Genomic DNA, 14,976 nt, shown 5'->3' with positions numbered 1-14,976 from the left:
GGGCCACCTCCCGTAACCCTCGACCCTCCAACCACAGCCGCAGGATCTCCCTGATCTCGATCACAGAAACCTCCCGGTAGCTCATGTCCGCCAATACAGCGGCCGAGCAACCGGAAACCCCGCCGCCGCGCCGGGGGTGGTCCCATCACGTGGCAAACAACCAGAAGGTGGTCCCATCCACTGGCAAACCCCAGCACAAGTGGTCCCATCGGCTGGCAAACAGGGTGGTCCCAAGCCCCCTGGCAAACCAGCTACGAAGTGGTCCCATCACCCTGGCAGCCGACAATCCGCCGTCGACTGACGGTGGCGTAATAGCGTTCGACAGCCTGTTCGGCGGTCAGGACATTCACGTACGGAGCCGGGCAGGTGCGTTGCTGTCGATTGCGGCAGAAGAAGTACGTGTACTCGTCGTCGCGACGAGTAACGGTGTGCTGGATGATCATCCGCCCGATCCCACCTGCCTGATGGCAATAGCTGCAGTACAGAAGACCTTTGAGGTGGTGGTGATGCACTCGCCGCCAGGAACCGGCGGCCCGAGCATCGAGAACTGCCTGGACACAGGCGAACAGGCCCTCCTTCACGATCGGTTCGTGTCGGCCAGGCAGCTCTTCACCTCGGTAGGTGACGTAGCCGAGGTAGTAGCGGTCACGCAACATCCGAGACAGCTTGCTGATCGAAACCCGTTGGGCCGGATGTCGAACGGTGGGGCGGGTTCGCAGACCTCGCAGATAGAGGCGCTCGGAGAGCTGGTCCAGGGTGAGGTTGCCGGCGGCGAACAGTTCGAAACCGAGCCGGACCAGAGGTGCGCGCTCGGGGTCGACGACGATAGTGCGGATATCCCGGCCGTCGGTGCGGTCGATGTGGTTGAGGTAGCCGAGTTGTGCGCGGCCGATAGAGTGCCACCGTTACGAGCCTTCTGCCCCATCTTGAAAGCGATGTCGGCACCGGACTCACGAGACTGGCACTCGTTGAACGAAGCGAGGATGCCGTGCATGAGCTGACCGACCGGAGAGTCGTCGACGGACTCGGTGGCCGAGATCAACGTAACACCACGATGGCGCAGGTCGGCCATGGCCATAGCATCATCAACCCGGTTACGAGCGAACCTGGACAGCTTGTACACGATCACATGATCAACATCGCCGGTGCCGCGGATGCGGGCGAGCATCCGCTGGAACGCGCCGCGCTTCGACATCTCCAGCGCCGACCGCCCCGGCTCAACATACTCCTCAACAATCGTCAGGCCGAGTTGCTCAGCCCGTCGGCGACAGTCGGTGCGCTGCGCAGCAATCGAGATCCCCTGCGAGTCATAATCCCGGCCGACTTGACTCATCGACGACACCCGCAGATACATCACCGCCGATGATCAGCTTGGTTTCATGTTCAAGCGTTCGATTGAGCCGCTGCAGTAGGGCGGGGTGAGACCGGCGGCGTGGTCTTGGTGCAGGCCGGTCAGGAAGGGCTGCAGTTCTGGTACGGCCTTGCACCGCTGCGGCTGAATCGGGGGAGGCCCTCACGCGTGACAGCCGAAACGTGTCGGTTGCCGCGGATAGAGTCGCCTCCATGACTGTAGCTGTCAGAGTTACCGTTTTGAGCCAGCTCTGTTGCTCACAGAGGATACTGAGGTGTCGCAGGGACGTTGCCAGGCGAGTCGAGTGACTGCCTCGACAGATCGCACGCGCGGTGCTAGCGCTGCCGTCGCCCCGCATGGCCTCGATCTGGACGCTTGTAGCTGGGGTACACCCTCTACCTCACTCGCCTCATGCGGCAGGATGTGCAGGTATCGCTCGTCTTCTGCGAAAATCTGGGGTCTGTGGGCGGCGCACGACGGGTAGTCGCAGCATTCTCCAATGCGTCACCCAACGCGCATCTCAGAGATCGGAAGACTCTCGGAACGCCGAGCACGCCAAGCCCCGTTGCCATTGCCCGCTACAGGGCGCACCTATAGAGAAGGGCCACTGTGAACCATCTGATCCACAACAGGATCGTGAATTTTATCTGGGGCATCGCCGACGACGTGCTGCGCGATGTCTATGTGCGTGGCAAGTACCGTGACGTAATCCTGCCTATGACCGTAATCCGTCGTCTTGATGCAGTGCTGGAGCCAACGAAGGAAAAAGTGCTCAGCATGAAAAATCAGCTCGATGAGGCCGGGATCGCCAATCAACACGCTGCACTTTGTCAGACGTCCAGAGAAGCTTTCTACAATGTTTCCGCTTTTACTCTTCGGGATCTGAAAAATCGAGCAAAGCAGCACCAATTAAAAGCAGACTTCCAAGATTATCTGGATGGTTTCTCTCCCAATGTTCAGGAAATTCTCGACAAGTTCAAGTTCCGCAACCAGGTCCCGACACTGGTCGAGGCCGACATTCTCGGAAACTTGATTGAGAAGTTTCTTGATTCCCGTGTGAATCTTAGCCCCAAACCGGTTCAGGACGTAGATGGAACAGAGCTGATCGCGGCACTGGACAACCATTCGATGGGCACTGTTTTTGAAGAGCTTATTCGCCGCTTCAATGAGGATAACAACGAAGAGGCCGGTGAGCATTTTACGCCTCGCGACGTCGTGAAACTCATGGCCGATTTGATTTTCCTGCCCATTGCCGACAAGATCGAATCGGGCACTTACCTCGTCTATGACGGCGCCTGCGGCACCGGCGGCATGCTCACTGTGGCAGAGGAACGCCTGGCGAAGTTGGCAAAAGACCACGGAAAAGATGTTTCCATCCATCTGTTTGGCCAAGAGGTGCAGCCGGAAACTTACGCGATTGCTAAGGCTGATCTGCTGCTGAAAGGTGAAGGAGCAGAGGCTGAGAACATCAGGTATGGCTCCACGCTATCCAGCGATGCTTTCCCGTCGCATGAGTTCGATTTCATGCTCTCCAATCCGCCCTACGGCAAGAGCTGGAAGACCGACCTGGAGCGTCTGGGTGGCAAGGGCGACCTCAAAGACCCGCGTTTTGTAACCCAGCACGCTGACGACTCGGAATATACGATGGCTACCCGTTCCTCGGACGGGCAGCTCATGTTCTTGGCAAACAAGGTTTCCAAGTTGAAAAATGCCACTCGCCTTGGCAGTCGTATTACTGAGGTCCACAACGGTTCTTCACTGTTCACTGGCGATGCTGGCCAAGGTGAGAGCAATATCCGCCGCTGGATCATTGAAAATGACTGGCTGGAGGCCATCATTGCCCTGCCAGAAAACATGTTCTATAACACTGGCATCGCCAGCTACATCTGGGTGCTGACCAATCGCAAGAGCGCCGAGCGCTGCGGTAAGGTCCAGCTCATCGACGCCACTAAATGGTTCGCCCCATTGCGTCGTAACCTTGGCAAGAAGAACTGTGAACTGTCCGAGGAGCACATCCGCGCCATCTGTGATCTGATGGTGAACCCGGCCGAAACTGATAATTCTAAGGTATTCTCCAACAAGGCTTTCGGTTACTGGAAGGTGACGGTAGACCGCCCACTGAGGCTTGCTGTCGACCTCAGTTCGGCCCGGCTGGAGCGGTTCGAAAGCTCATGCGCTAGAGCCAAAGAGGAGCCGCTTACTAAGCTCGTCCTGCGAGTGGCCGAGCGCTTGGGGACTGGCCCGCACCTCGACTTCAACGCATTCATGTCTTCCTGCGACGCCGATGCCGAGCTGCACGGTGTCAAGCTGACCGCCAAGCGCAGGAAGCTGCTGCAAAGCGAACTCTGCGACACCATAGAGGGGGCCTCCCCGGTGCTCAGGAAGATTCATAAACAAGACAAGGTTGCTCCTGACCCAATCTACGGCTTGTTCGCGGCCGAGATAAACGGCAAGTCGTGCACTGTGGAGTACGAGCCGGACATTACCCTCAGAGACAATGAGCAGATCCCTCTACTGGAAGACGGCGGCATCGACGAGTTCTTTCGGCGGGAAGTGCTTCCCTACACCTCAGATGCATGGATCGATTCAGGCAAGACGTTGATAGGTTACGAGATCTCCTTTAATCGGCACTTCTACCAGCCCGCGCCTATGCGCACACTGGAGGAAATCGCAGCAGACATCCATGCCCTGGAGCAGGAAACCGAAGGGCTCCTGGAGCAGTTCGTGGGAGAGGCGGAGCGATGAAGCTTGCGCCGTATCCAACGTACAAGAGCGCTGGAGTGAGCTCGGTCGGCAAAATTCCCGGACATTGGTTTGAGAAACGGGCAAAGTACTATTTTGAAGAAGTCGACGAGCGGTCGCTAAATGGGGATGAGGAAATGCTGTCCGTGTCCCACCTGACCGGAGTCACACCACGCAGCCAAAAGAACGTAACGATGTTCAAGGCCGAGTCGAATATCGGCCAGAAAATTTGCCAACCAGGCGATTTGGTCATCAACACGCTATGGGCATGGATGTCCGCCTTGGGCGTCTCGGGCCATCACGGAATCGTCAGCCCTGCATATGGAGTCTACAGGCCGAGAACAAGACGGGACTATGACTCTTACTATTTGGATCATCTTTTGCGAACGGAAGGATACCGGTCAGAGTACATCTGCCGGTCAACTGGCATCCAGTCTTCCCGCCTGAGGCTTTATCCGGACAAGTTCCTAAGCATGCCGGTTATATGTCCTCCATTGAATGAGCAAGAAGCTATATCAGGCTTCCTAAGGATGCAGGACGCGCTTGTTTCCAAGTTCATTCGCAACAAGAAGAAGCAGATCGAGCTCCTGAAAGAACTGCGGTCTGTCCTGACCTATGAAGCGATGGAATGTAAAGACACTAAATGGATCAGGCTCGCCAGGGTTGCCAGTCAAGTGGAACGTCCAATCGGTCGTGAAGATGGCGTCACTTACACACCGATCGGCATGTTCAACAGGGGTAGGGGGATATTCCACAAGCAGCCTGCAGTGGGGCGTGATCTGGGAGATTCGACCTTCTTTTGGATCGAGCCGGGAGATTTAGTCTTTAGTGGGCAATTTGCATGGGAGGGCGCCGTTGCGATTGCTCAGCAAGAAGACGGTGGCTGCATAGCCTCGCACCGTTACCCCATTTTTACCTGCGATCCGGAGTCGGCCGAAGCTGCTTATTTATATTCGTTCTTCACGACTAAAGACGGCGATTTGCTCTTGAATCTCCACTCCCGTGGAGCCGCGGGCAGGAATCGGCCACTTAATCCGAGAACTTTGACTAAAGAGAAGATACCTGTTCCCCCACTAGACCTCCAGCGAAAGATTGCCAGCGTACTGAAACTGGAGTTCAAGTTCAGGAATAACGTCGCAAGGCAGATTTCTTTCATTCAGGAACGTCGCGCCAGAATGATCTCCGACGTAGTCACCGGTCAGGTTGACGTGCGCCATATCGATGTTCCAGAAATAACCGAGGAGATGCTACTGGCACTGGACGAGGAGGTTGCTGAAATGGATATGATCGAAGACGAAGTGGGCGTAGATGAGGACGACTGATACCAGTGAGAAGGGTCTGGAATATATCATTGCGGCCTCTCTTGTGGAAAATGCAGGATACGCTGAGGGCGATCCGCGTGATTACGATCGAGAACATGCTGTCGACCTAATTAAGCTGCTGGAATTTTTGATTGCAACGCAGCCCGATACGGTTGGAGGCCTCGGTATCGATGATGACGGCCCTAAGCGTACTCAGTTCTTGCACCGCCTTCAGGGCGAGATTGCCAAGCGCGGCGTAGTCGATGTGTTGCGGGGAGGGATCAAGCACGGCCCTGCGCATGTGGACTTCTTTTATGGCACGCCGACACCCGGCAACGCAAAGGCATCCGAGCAGTTCGCAGCCAATATTTTCAGCGTGACCCGCCAGCTTCGATACAGCCGCAGCGAGGCAGCGCTGGCTCTCGACCTCGCCGTGTTTATCAATGGTCTGCCCATAGCCACCTTTGAGCTCAAGAACAAGCTGACCAAGCAGACGGTTCTTGATGCCGTTCAGCAGTATCAGCGCGACCGCGATCCGAAGGAGTTGCTATTCCAGTTCGGCCGCTGTGTCGTTCACTTTGCTGTGGATGATCACGACGTGCGTTTCTGTACGCACTTGAAGGGCAAGCAGTCGTGGTTCCTCCCATTCAACAAGGGCTACAACGACGGTGCTGGAAATCCGCCTAACCCGGTGGGACTGGCCACCGACTACCTCTGGAAGGAAACTCTGACCAAAGAGGGCCTTACCGACATCCTGGAGAACTATGCCCAGGTGGTGGACGAAAAAGACGAGAAGACCGGCAAGAAGAAGCAAAAGCAGATCTTCCCCCGATACCATCAGTTGAAGGTCGTACGGATGCTTCTGGCGAGTGTGCGGGATAGTGGATTCGGCAGACGCTATCTGATCCAGCATTCGGCAGGCAGCGGCAAGAGCAACTCGATTGCCTGGCTGGCTCACCAACTCGTCGGCCTGGAGCATGACGGGAAGGCGCCATTCGATTCCATCATCGTGGTCACCGACCGGCGGGTGCTCGACAAGCAGATCCGCGACACTATCAAGCAGTTCGCCCAAGTCTCTGCGACAGTCGGGCATGCAGAACGCGCGGGCGACCTGCGTCGGTTCCTCAAGGCCGGGAAAAAGATTATCATCACGACAGTACAGAAGTTTCCGTTTATCCTCGACGAGATCGGCGATGAACATCGGAAGAGCAAGTTCGCCATAATCATCGACGAGGCGCACTCAAGCCAGGGCGGAAAGGCCACGGCCGCGATGAATCGTGCTCTTGAGGAGACCGCGACTGACGGCGACGATGAAGAGACGGTCGAGGACAAGATCAACAGGATCATTGAGGGCCGAAAGATGGTGACTAATGCCAGCTATTTCGCCTTCACCGCGACCCCAAAGAACAAGACCCTAGAGATTTTCGGCGAACCGAGCCTGCGGCCCGATGGGACGATGGAGCACCATCCATTTCATAGCTACACTATGAAGCAAGCCATTCAAGAGGGCTTCATTCTAAATGTTCTCCAAAACTATACTCCTGTAGAGAGCTACTACCACCTAGCCAAGACGGTCGAGGATGATCCGCTCTTCGATGCCAAGAAGGCACCGAAGAAATTGCACCGCTATGTGGAATCCCACGATCACGCCATCCGCGAAAAAGCTGAAATCATGGTAGATAACTTCCATGCACTGGCGATTGGACATCACAAGATCGGCGGTAGAGCACGCGCTATGGTCGTCACGAATGGCGTCGAGCGAGCGATTCAGTATTTCTACGCATTCAAAGAATATCTCAAAGAGCGAAAAAGTCCTTACGTACCCATCGTTGCTTTCGCTGAAGATTGCGAGTATGGCGGCAAAAAGGTCAACGAAGCAATTTTGAATGGGTTCCCGAGTAGCCAAATTCTAGACCGGATACAGCAGGACCCTTACCGGTTTCTTATCGTTGCCGATAAATATCAGACCGGCTATGATGAGCCACTGCTACACACCATGTACGTGGATAAGGCGCTCTCGAGCATCAAAGCGGTGCAAACGCTCTCGCGGCTGAATCGTGCCCATCCTCAGAAGTACGACACTTTTGTGCTTGATTTCTATAATAATTCTGAAACTATAAGGAAATCTTTCGAACCATATTACCGCACCACCATCCTCGGTGGCGAGACCGATCCGAACAAACTGCATGACCTGAAACTCGACCTGGATAGCTATCAGGTCTACTCGGTTGAGCAAGTTGACGAGCTAGTCCGGCGATATTTGAATGGTGCTGACCGCGATAAACTCGATCCGATCCTCGACGCCTGCGTGACGGGCTACAATACTGATCTAGACGAGGACGGTCAGGTGAATTTCAAGGGAAAGGCCAAGGCTTTTGTGCGCACTTATGGATTCTTGGCTGCCATCCTGCCGTACTCGAATATCGACTGGGAGAAACTGTCAATCTTCCTGAACTTCCTGATACCAAAGCTCCCGGCGCCCAGAGAGGAAGATCTCTCCCAGGGGATCCTGGAGGCTATTGACATGGACAGCTACCGCGTGGAAGTGAAGAATAGTTTGAATATCAGACTTGCCGATCAGGATGTTGAAATCGCTCCTGTGCCTACCAACGGTGGCGGTCACAAAGCGGAGCTGGAATTGGATCAGCTAAGCAACATAATAAAGGCATTCAACGACCAATTCGGGAACGTCGATTGGAGAGATGAGGACAAGATCCGCGAAGTCATCGCCGAGGAGATCCCGGCTAAAGTTGCGGCGGATGCCGCGTACCGGAACGCGATGAAGAACAATGACAAGAAGACCGCTCGGATTGAACATGACGCTGCGCTACAACGGGTAATGATCGATCTGCTTTCCGATCACACCGAGCTTTTCAAGCAGTTCAGCGACAACCCCTCATTCAAGAAATGGTTGGGTGATACCATATTTGGTGTAACATATCAACAGGACAGTTAACGGCGATAATCTTCATCTCAACCGACAGAGCCATAATGGTAACTGTGGCAGATGTAGGCACCGAGATCCTCGGTGCGAGCGGGGCGCAGGAACGAGCCACCCGGAGCATGAACGTGCGGCGTTGGTTGACTGCTCGTCCAGAGCTGCGATGTCGAGCAGCCAGAGCTCATCAAGGTTTCCGTGTAAACCTAGCGCCACCGCCGCGGTGAACCCACCGTCCCCTGACTGCGGATCTCAAGCCCTACCGACGCCTGGGCCAACCAGAGGCCGATGCCTGGCGCCGAGTGTCTCGCCGAACCGAAATCAAGTGGATCGTCGGATTGACTATCACAACGTGCTCAGCGGCGGATACTTAGAGCCTACTCTCGGTGCGCACAATCCCGGCCTCACGTGCGCGCACACCGGCCCAACGGATCTCAGCACTTAATCCACCAACCCAACCGACCCTGTCATCAGCCCCTCGGCCAGGGAAGCCCGCAGCTTCTCCTCCGCCAGCACCGCCTCACGGAGTGCATTTGCCCGGTCCTCTTGTTCGGCCAGGACCTCCACTATCGCGACCTGTTCCGCGAGCGGCGGTAGCGCGATAACGAAGTCGGCGAGCTTGCTCCCGCTTATCGCGGGAGCCACGTTGACCGTCGCGGTGGCTCGAATATGGTCGACGCTTGTATCGCGCAGCAGAAATTCCAGCAGAAACCGAGGTGCGATGGTGTCCGGCTTCGTTCGCAGTCGGATGAGGTTGGAGTCGATCAAACAGCCGTGATGCTCCGGGCCCACGATAGTCGCCTTCTGTACCTGGCCGACTCGAACGAGCAGTAGGTCACCTACCTGCACTTGCCAGATGGCGAACTGATCCGCTACTGCGCGTGTGGTTCGATCCATGCCTTCAGTATCGATCCGACGCGTATCGAGATTGCGTGGCCTGATTACCGGAACGACACCGTCGTCACCGACGGTAATGGAGGACTTCTTAAGGTTGGACGGCCCAACCTTGATGTCGCATAGCTCGCCCAGGCGCACTGCCTTCCAACCCGGTGGCATGCCCGTGGAGTTGAGTTCCCTACGCGCAGTCGTCATGGAGCTGGGCGGTAACTCGATCACCCGCCGCCAAGCATCCGCCACAGCGTCGTCATCACGCTGGATCCGCTGTCGATGTGCATCGCCCCTCTCGGTAACCGGCCCGAGGTAGGTGTGTGGTGTGAGCAGATATCCGCGCGCCGCAACCTCACTCGCCGGGACCGCTACTGCCTGGCCGGTCGCTTTGATGCTCCCGTCTTCAGCGGTCAACTCTCGAATCTCACCTGGCACGAGACTGCCGGGCGTCCGAATCATGTCGGCAATAGCCGATATGCCGATCAGGCGCGGTCGAACCCCTCCGCTTTCCTTATGTTTGAGCTGAGTCGCGTCGATAAAGGTGATCGCAGGGTCGACGCGGTTGGTACGCGGATGCTCTAGTACCCACACGGTGGTGTCGACGGAAGTAACCGGGAAGAGATCGCCCGACAACCGAACGATCGCCCGCAACGCGCCGCTGTCGACCAGTTTCCTGCGGGGGTCTTTGCCCTTGCCTCGGCCTCGGCTGTCGGCCTCAGAGACTGGCAGCAGTACTACTGCCCGTCCGTGCGCAGAGGTTGCGGCCAGTGCCGCCTGCACCCAGGCCATATTGCTGTTGTGCGGTACCCCGTACTCCCAGTGGATCTGCGCCGCGTCGGCCCCCAAGGACCCATTGAATGGCGGGTTGGTCACGACAGCGTCGAACACCTGGGTCCGATGACGGTGCCATGGCGCACCTGGCATCACCTCTGCTGTCCCAAGCCGACCACGCACGATCAGATGCATGCGGGTTCGCCGCGCCGCGACCGGATCGTTGCCGGTCGCGTGCACCACTGGCGGCTGCTCATTGCCCGCGGTCGGCACCGCGAGCATGAGCTCTCCATGCCGGTTGTGCAGATCGGCCACCGACTTCAACGGCCCCGCCGCCGGCACCGCACATGCTCCCATGAGCTCGGAGACCTCGTGTGGTGTCCGATAGGTTTCGGGCGTCCTTCCGAAGTCTCCAGCGAAGGTGGTCAAGATCGCTTCGAATCCTGTGACACCGAGGCGACCACACTGGCCGACCAGCCGCTTCAACGAATCGCTGTTGGCCGAGCCCAATGGCCGGAGTACCGCATCCGCAGCGTTGTCGAACCCGAACCGACGCAACACCTGATCGATCTTGGTTACAATCGTGTCGAGGCGCCCACCCGCCGACTTGATCGTCTCCCACTCATCGGGTGCGGTAATCCAGGTAAAGGTCAGCAGAAGCGCGGCGTCGAGTACATCCGATCTCTGTAGACCAATCGGTTGAAAATACTTGCGAAACAACGCGTCCAACTGACTCATCGCCGCCGGTGACAATTCGGCAACATCACGCAACACGACCTCGGACGCCGTTGCCGACAGGAACTGCCTCAGACGGGCGCCATAGGTGCCGTTCGGTCCGTCAGAAGCCCGGCGTTGACGCTTCGGAATCTCGCGCGTGTCAAGGCAGTCAAGCAACTCATCCACCGAATAAGTGCGGGCACCGCCAGTGACTCGGCCATCGGGGAATCTGACGTTCCGCCGACGCCAATTACTGATCGATGCGGGGTCGACGCCGATTGCCCTGGCCAGCTCGTCCGCCGTCATCTGCATGCCGAGCTGCCCGGCTACCACAGGGTTCACCGGGCCAACCACAGCTGCATCACAACCGGCACCCCTGCAGCGACCGTGATCACTGCTGCAACGATGATCAGCAGCCGGGCAGTCCTAGCCCAATCCAGTCGACCGTCGATAACGGCGTCGATGACGGTGCCGACGAGCCCGAGAACGGTGGACGGACGTTCAGGTCGGCTTGGGATGGGTCGTTTGGAGTTAGGCATGGTCCCTCGAAACGTCGATACGGCGTCCTACTGATGGGACCAGACTGGCAGTGCAAAGCTCTCGATGCCAGATGTCACATGTCAGCTAGACTGACGCTCTGTCGCATCTACTCTCCGCGAAGGACCTGTAAACATATGCTCAACCTGCTTAATCTTCTCTGGAGGAGCCCTCAGCGCCAGCTCTTCGAGGCATAAAGTGCATGGTGCGTACTGATACTACGCAAGACCGATCCAAGCCGATCCTCCGCGCTACAGCTTCTTGGACGTTGCCCTGTAGGACGCCCAAACCAGGGACCTGAACATCCTCTATCCCGCTGTGCGGGCGATCTTTAGGCCTTTGGACTCGGCGGCCCGCGGCCTTCCTTGTGCATCTCGGGTAGTGACACCACGCTCACGAAGTCTGTTCAACACAGTGGTGCCGTCGACACCGAGGTGTCGGCCGATTCGGGCGAGGGACCAGCCCAGGTCGTAGAGGTGAATGGCCTCGTCGACCTGTTCAGGCGAGAGAGCGCGGCGGCGCATCGGCACGTTGTGACGATGAAGGATCTGGCTGACTGTCCGTCGCTCGACGCCGAACCGGATACCGAGTTGGTACACCGTCGCCCCACTCTTGTATCCCGTGATCAGTTCCTGAATTTGATCGGCGGTGAGTTGACGTGCCCGTCGGGGTTTGGGCCGGTCGGCGGACGGCATGTTGGGCGTTGCGGGGTCGGGAAGCTTCCGTAGCAACGATTCCAGGGTTTCTACCTGGTGTTTTGTGTTGTAGTAGCCTCCCCCAAGGTCAACTCAATAGCCAAACGGGCCCTGACCTGGGAAAAGGTCAGGGCCCGTTTGGCGTTCCGAGACTAATCGATCGAGCGGTCTTCAATGCCCGTCCGCAGTTCGTCCGCGGCGGCTTCGATTGCGGACCGGGCGGCGGCGTCGAGTCGATCCGCGACCGCCTCGAGGTCATCGGGGAAGAGGTCGGCGTATGTATCCAGGGTCATCGCCGCGGACTTGTGACCGAGCATCGTCTGCACGGCCTTCGGGTTGGCGCCGGCGCTGATCGCCAGCGATGCCGCCGTGTGCCTGAGATCCCTCGGCGAGATCACGAGATCATCGGAAAACTCCGACCAGCTGATCCGTCCGGATTGCCTGGCACGTGGCTACGTCCGACCTGACGAATTCGCAGAGCATGTCGGAGCTGGACACCTTCAACGCGGCCATCTCGCCCCATCGCAGGCCGGTATAGGCCAAAAACCTGATAACGGTGGGATTCTCGGCAACGCTGCGAGCAAGCAGCTCGACCTGTACGTGAGATGGCACCCGCTTCGATGACTTCCTGCCGTCCTGATCCTCGACCGTGATCGACTTGTACCAGCGGTCTTCGACGCCGGAGCAGCGGTTGCGGTGCGCTGTTGCCATCAGTTCTGTCCCCCCGGCTATCGCGACCACAAGGGGCACCGCAACTCGCCCGATGGTCTCCCGCCCGGCCGATGGCGCGATGTGGATGCCAGTCGACGACGATGGTCACGACATTCCATGCGAGCGAAACATATTCGGGTACAAACCCTCGTCGCAGCAGATTCGCGCGAACAGCTTCACCGCCCACACCCGCAATTCTCCTCACCTCAAATCAGTCGGGGGACACGCGCTGACCGATCGATTAGTCTGTCGCGAAGTCACCACCGCGAAGCACGGTGGTTCACGAGGGGGAACAACACTGCATTTTGACACTCTACCTCGGTTCGACAGCATGAAGCTGCTGGAAGCCGGTGTGCGGCAACGCTGGCCGATCGGTGCGATATTGCTACACGAAGGCGATATGTCCGATCACGTTCTGGTGATCGAGTCGGGCAGGGTGAAAGTGAGCTCGGCCGCACCGAGCGGAAAACAGGTCGTCCTGGGCATCCGCGGCCCCGGCGAGTTGCTCGGAGAGCTCTCCTCGATCGATGCGGGTGCACGCTCGGCGACCATCACCGCGATCTCACCGGTTATCTCAACTACCGTGCAGGGCAGTGCTTTTCGCGCATTGCTGATCAGCGACGGCGCACTGACGTTCGAGCTGTTGCGCACCGTGGTGACCCGGCTGCGCGAGGCCGACGTGCAGCGCCTGGACTACGGCGCATACACCGTCACCGAGCGGCTGGCCCGGCTGCTGCTCGAATACGCCCGGCGATACGGGCGCCCCGAGGCGGATCGGGTGGTCATCGCCCTGCCACTGACTCAGACCGAATTAGCCAACGCGGCCAACGCATCCCGCGAAGCGGTGGCCAAGGCCTTCAAGCACCTGCGTGAGATCGGCGCGATCCGAACAGCTCGCCGTCGCGTGGAACTGCTGCGGCCCGACCTACTCGCCGAGGTCGCCGAAGGTCTGCCGAATGTGTATTCGGACGCAGACACGCGCGACCCCCGCCGATAGACCTGAGGAACCGCCAGATCCACGGGGACGTCACACAAATCAGGAGAAGTCATGCCCGAGCCCACTCATCGGTCCTTTCTCGTCGTGGATGTCGAGAACTCCGAATCCTTGACCAATGTGCAGGGCGAGGCCATGCGCGCAACGCTCTACCGCATCATCGAGAGTGCGCTACCACATCCCGTAGCCCTTGTGGCTCAGGAGGATCGCGGTGACGGAGCCATGCTGATACTCGGCATTCCGGTTCTGGACGTCCTCGATCAGGTCGTCGGCGCAATGCTGACCGGCGTGCGCGAACACAACAGTGCGGCGGGCCCGATGAACTGGCTGCGGGTGCGCATCGCGGTTCACGAAGGTTATGTCGGCAGGGACGACAAGGGTTGGTCCAGCGACGCGCTGACCGCGACGTTCCGGATGAACGCCGAGGAAGCGGTCAAGAAGACACTCGAGCGCGCACCTCGCGCGGACGCGGTCGTGGTGGTCTCGGACGTGGTTTTCCGCGGCCTGGTCCGGCACAGTTACCGGGACACGGTTACGCCGGATGAATATGGCAGTGTCACAATGCATTCGAAGGCAGGCACCCAGCCGATCTGGGTGCGCGTACCGGGATACTCCCAGCCGCCGCTCCCGCAATCGGATTCCGCCCCAACAGGATCCGTGGACGGCTCCACCCACGGATCGGGAACAACCACCTCAGGCCCGGATGAGGCCATCATCCGTGCCACGAACTTCATCGGCGGTAATGCGATCATCGGCACTCAGGTGGGCCGCGACAACCATCCCGGGCGATCATGAGCGGCGCCGATCCCGAAACACCCCGGGGTGATCGCACTGACGGCAAGGAAGCCGGAGATTCCAACGCCCAGCCATCCGGCTCCGACACCCCGGAATCCGCTACCACCAGCGGCCAGAACACCGACGCCGCCGAGCGGAACGAGAAGGACAAGCAGGACGAACAGACACAACCGCCCGAGCAGACCACCGACGACGACCCGCTGGACGACACCCGCACGGCGGCCGAAAGCATGCACGACGCGGTCGGTTCGATGCGCGGCATCCCCACCGGGGCACGACATGTGACGATCTACGCCACCAACTTCATCGGCCGCGACGCAACGATCGGCACCCAGGTAGGCCGCGACAATCTAGGCAACGCCACGAACCACCGCACCGTGTCCCGGGGCGAGGTGACCATCGAACGGCTCGAGCAGATCCGCCGAAGCTTTGTGGAACCTAAGTGGTCATGCCTACAAGTTCTTCGGGGGTCAGTGTCCGAGGTAGAGGTCGCAGGCGCAGTCGAGGGCTTCTTGTGGGCTGCCTGCGGTGAATCC

General features: G+C 58.5%; 10 protein-coding genes and 2 pseudogenes. 6 read left to right on the top strand and 6 right to left on the bottom strand.

The features are described 5' to 3' along the window. Window positions 1-251: 251 nt before the first annotated feature. The 3 genes and pseudogenes from ACIA76_RS36745 to ACIA76_RS36735 form a co-directional block, all read right to left on the bottom strand. The gene (locus ACIA76_RS36745) at window positions 252-581 is read right to left on the bottom strand and encodes a zinc ribbon domain-containing protein (RefSeq protein WP_397158908.1); all 330 of its coding nucleotides are present in this window, start codon (window positions 579-581) and stop codon (window positions 252-254) included. 15 nt (window positions 582-596) lie between these two features. After that, a pseudogene (locus ACIA76_RS36740) lies at window positions 597-755 on the bottom strand (hypothetical protein); the annotation flags it as partial. A 155-nt stretch (window positions 756-910) separates the two neighbouring features. Beyond that, window positions 911-1,354, bottom strand: a pseudogene (locus tag ACIA76_RS36735) (recombinase family protein); the annotation flags it as partial. A 606-nt stretch (window positions 1,355-1,960) separates the two neighbouring features. Here ACIA76_RS36735 and ACIA76_RS36730 point away from each other — a divergent pair. The 3 genes from ACIA76_RS36730 to ACIA76_RS36720 are packed head-to-tail and all read left to right on the top strand — an operon-like array spanning window position 1,961 to window position 8,350. Next, window positions 1,961-4,096, top strand: coding sequence for an N-6 DNA methylase (locus tag ACIA76_RS36730; RefSeq protein WP_397158906.1), 2,136 nt, complete (start codon window positions 1,961-1,963; stop codon window positions 4,094-4,096). After that, window positions 4,093-5,415: a hypothetical protein gene (locus ACIA76_RS36725; protein WP_397158905.1), complete on the top strand. Its 1,323-nt coding sequence runs from the start codon at window positions 4,093-4,095 to the stop codon at window positions 5,413-5,415. The genes ACIA76_RS36730 and ACIA76_RS36725 overlap by 4 nt, the downstream gene beginning before the upstream one ends. After that, window positions 5,402-8,350 carry a type I restriction endonuclease subunit R gene (locus ACIA76_RS36720; protein WP_397158903.1) on the top strand — a complete coding sequence of 983 codons (2,949 nt, stop codon included), beginning with the start codon at window positions 5,402-5,404 and terminating at the stop codon, window positions 8,348-8,350. Before ACIA76_RS36725 ends, ACIA76_RS36720 begins: the two co-directional genes overlap by 14 nt. A 423-nt stretch (window positions 8,351-8,773) precedes the next feature. Here the strand turns inward: ACIA76_RS36720 and ACIA76_RS36715 are convergent, their stop codons facing one another. The 3 genes from ACIA76_RS36715 to ACIA76_RS36705 all read right to left on the bottom strand — a co-directional run bounded on the left by ACIA76_RS36715 (window position 8,774) and on the right by ACIA76_RS36705 (window position 12,651). Then, complete coding sequence (locus tag ACIA76_RS36715) at window positions 8,774-11,050, bottom strand: N-6 DNA methylase (RefSeq protein WP_397158902.1); 2,277 nt, start codon at window positions 11,048-11,050, stop codon at window positions 8,774-8,776. A 1,042-nt stretch (window positions 11,051-12,092) separates the two neighbouring features. Then, on the bottom strand, window positions 12,093-12,338 hold the full coding sequence (locus ACIA76_RS36710; RefSeq protein ID WP_397158901.1) for a tyrosine-type recombinase/integrase: 246 nt from the start codon (window positions 12,336-12,338) through the stop codon (window positions 12,093-12,095). Window positions 12,339-12,342: 4 nt separating this feature from the next. Next, complete coding sequence (locus ACIA76_RS36705; RefSeq protein WP_397158899.1) at window positions 12,343-12,651, bottom strand: hypothetical protein; 309 nt, start codon at window positions 12,649-12,651, stop codon at window positions 12,343-12,345. A gap of 85 nt (window positions 12,652-12,736) precedes the next feature. Here ACIA76_RS36705 and ACIA76_RS36700 point away from each other — a divergent pair, with 85 nt between their 5' ends. The 3 genes from ACIA76_RS36700 to ACIA76_RS36690 all read left to right on the top strand — a co-directional run. Beyond that, window positions 12,737-13,648 carry a Crp/Fnr family transcriptional regulator gene (locus ACIA76_RS36700; RefSeq protein ID WP_397158897.1) on the top strand — a complete coding sequence of 304 codons (912 nt, stop codon included), beginning with the start codon at window positions 12,737-12,739 and terminating at the stop codon, window positions 13,646-13,648. A 51-nt stretch (window positions 13,649-13,699) separates the two neighbouring features. Further along, window positions 13,700-14,440 (top strand): hypothetical protein, encoded by a 741-nt coding sequence (locus ACIA76_RS36695; RefSeq protein ID WP_397158895.1) that lies wholly within the window; start codon window positions 13,700-13,702, stop codon window positions 14,438-14,440. After that, on the top strand, window positions 14,437-14,976 hold a 540-nt coding region (locus ACIA76_RS36690), incomplete at its 3' end, for a hypothetical protein (protein WP_397158893.1). The genes ACIA76_RS36695 and ACIA76_RS36690, both read left to right, overlap by 4 nt.

This window comes from Nocardia sp. NPDC051570, from assembly GCF_044454005.1.
In the GTDB taxonomy this organism is placed as follows: Bacteria; Actinomycetota; Actinomycetes; order Mycobacteriales; family Mycobacteriaceae; genus Nocardia.
The sequence above is the reverse complement of the archived record's forward strand: the minus strand, read 5'-3'. Positions and strand labels throughout refer to the sequence as shown.

What these genes read in the sequence shown, in the direction of transcription:
- ACIA76_RS36725 (WP_397158905.1), top strand. Translation starts at nt 4,093, where the DNA reads ATGAAGCTTGCGCCGTATCCAACGTACAAGAGCGCTGGAGTGAGCTCG.
- ACIA76_RS36720 (WP_397158903.1), top strand. Translation starts at nt 5,402, where the DNA reads ATGAGGACGACTGATACCAGTGAGAAGGGTCTGGAATATATCATTGCG.
- ACIA76_RS36705 (WP_397158899.1), bottom strand. Translation starts at nt 12,651, where the DNA reads ATGGCAACAGCGCACCGCAACCGCTGCTCCGGCGTCGAAGACCGCTGG.
- ACIA76_RS36700 (WP_397158897.1), top strand. Translation starts at nt 12,737, where the DNA reads ATGCCAGTCGACGACGATGGTCACGACATTCCATGCGAGCGAAACATA.
- ACIA76_RS36695 (WP_397158895.1), top strand. Translation starts at nt 13,700, where the DNA reads ATGCCCGAGCCCACTCATCGGTCCTTTCTCGTCGTGGATGTCGAGAAC.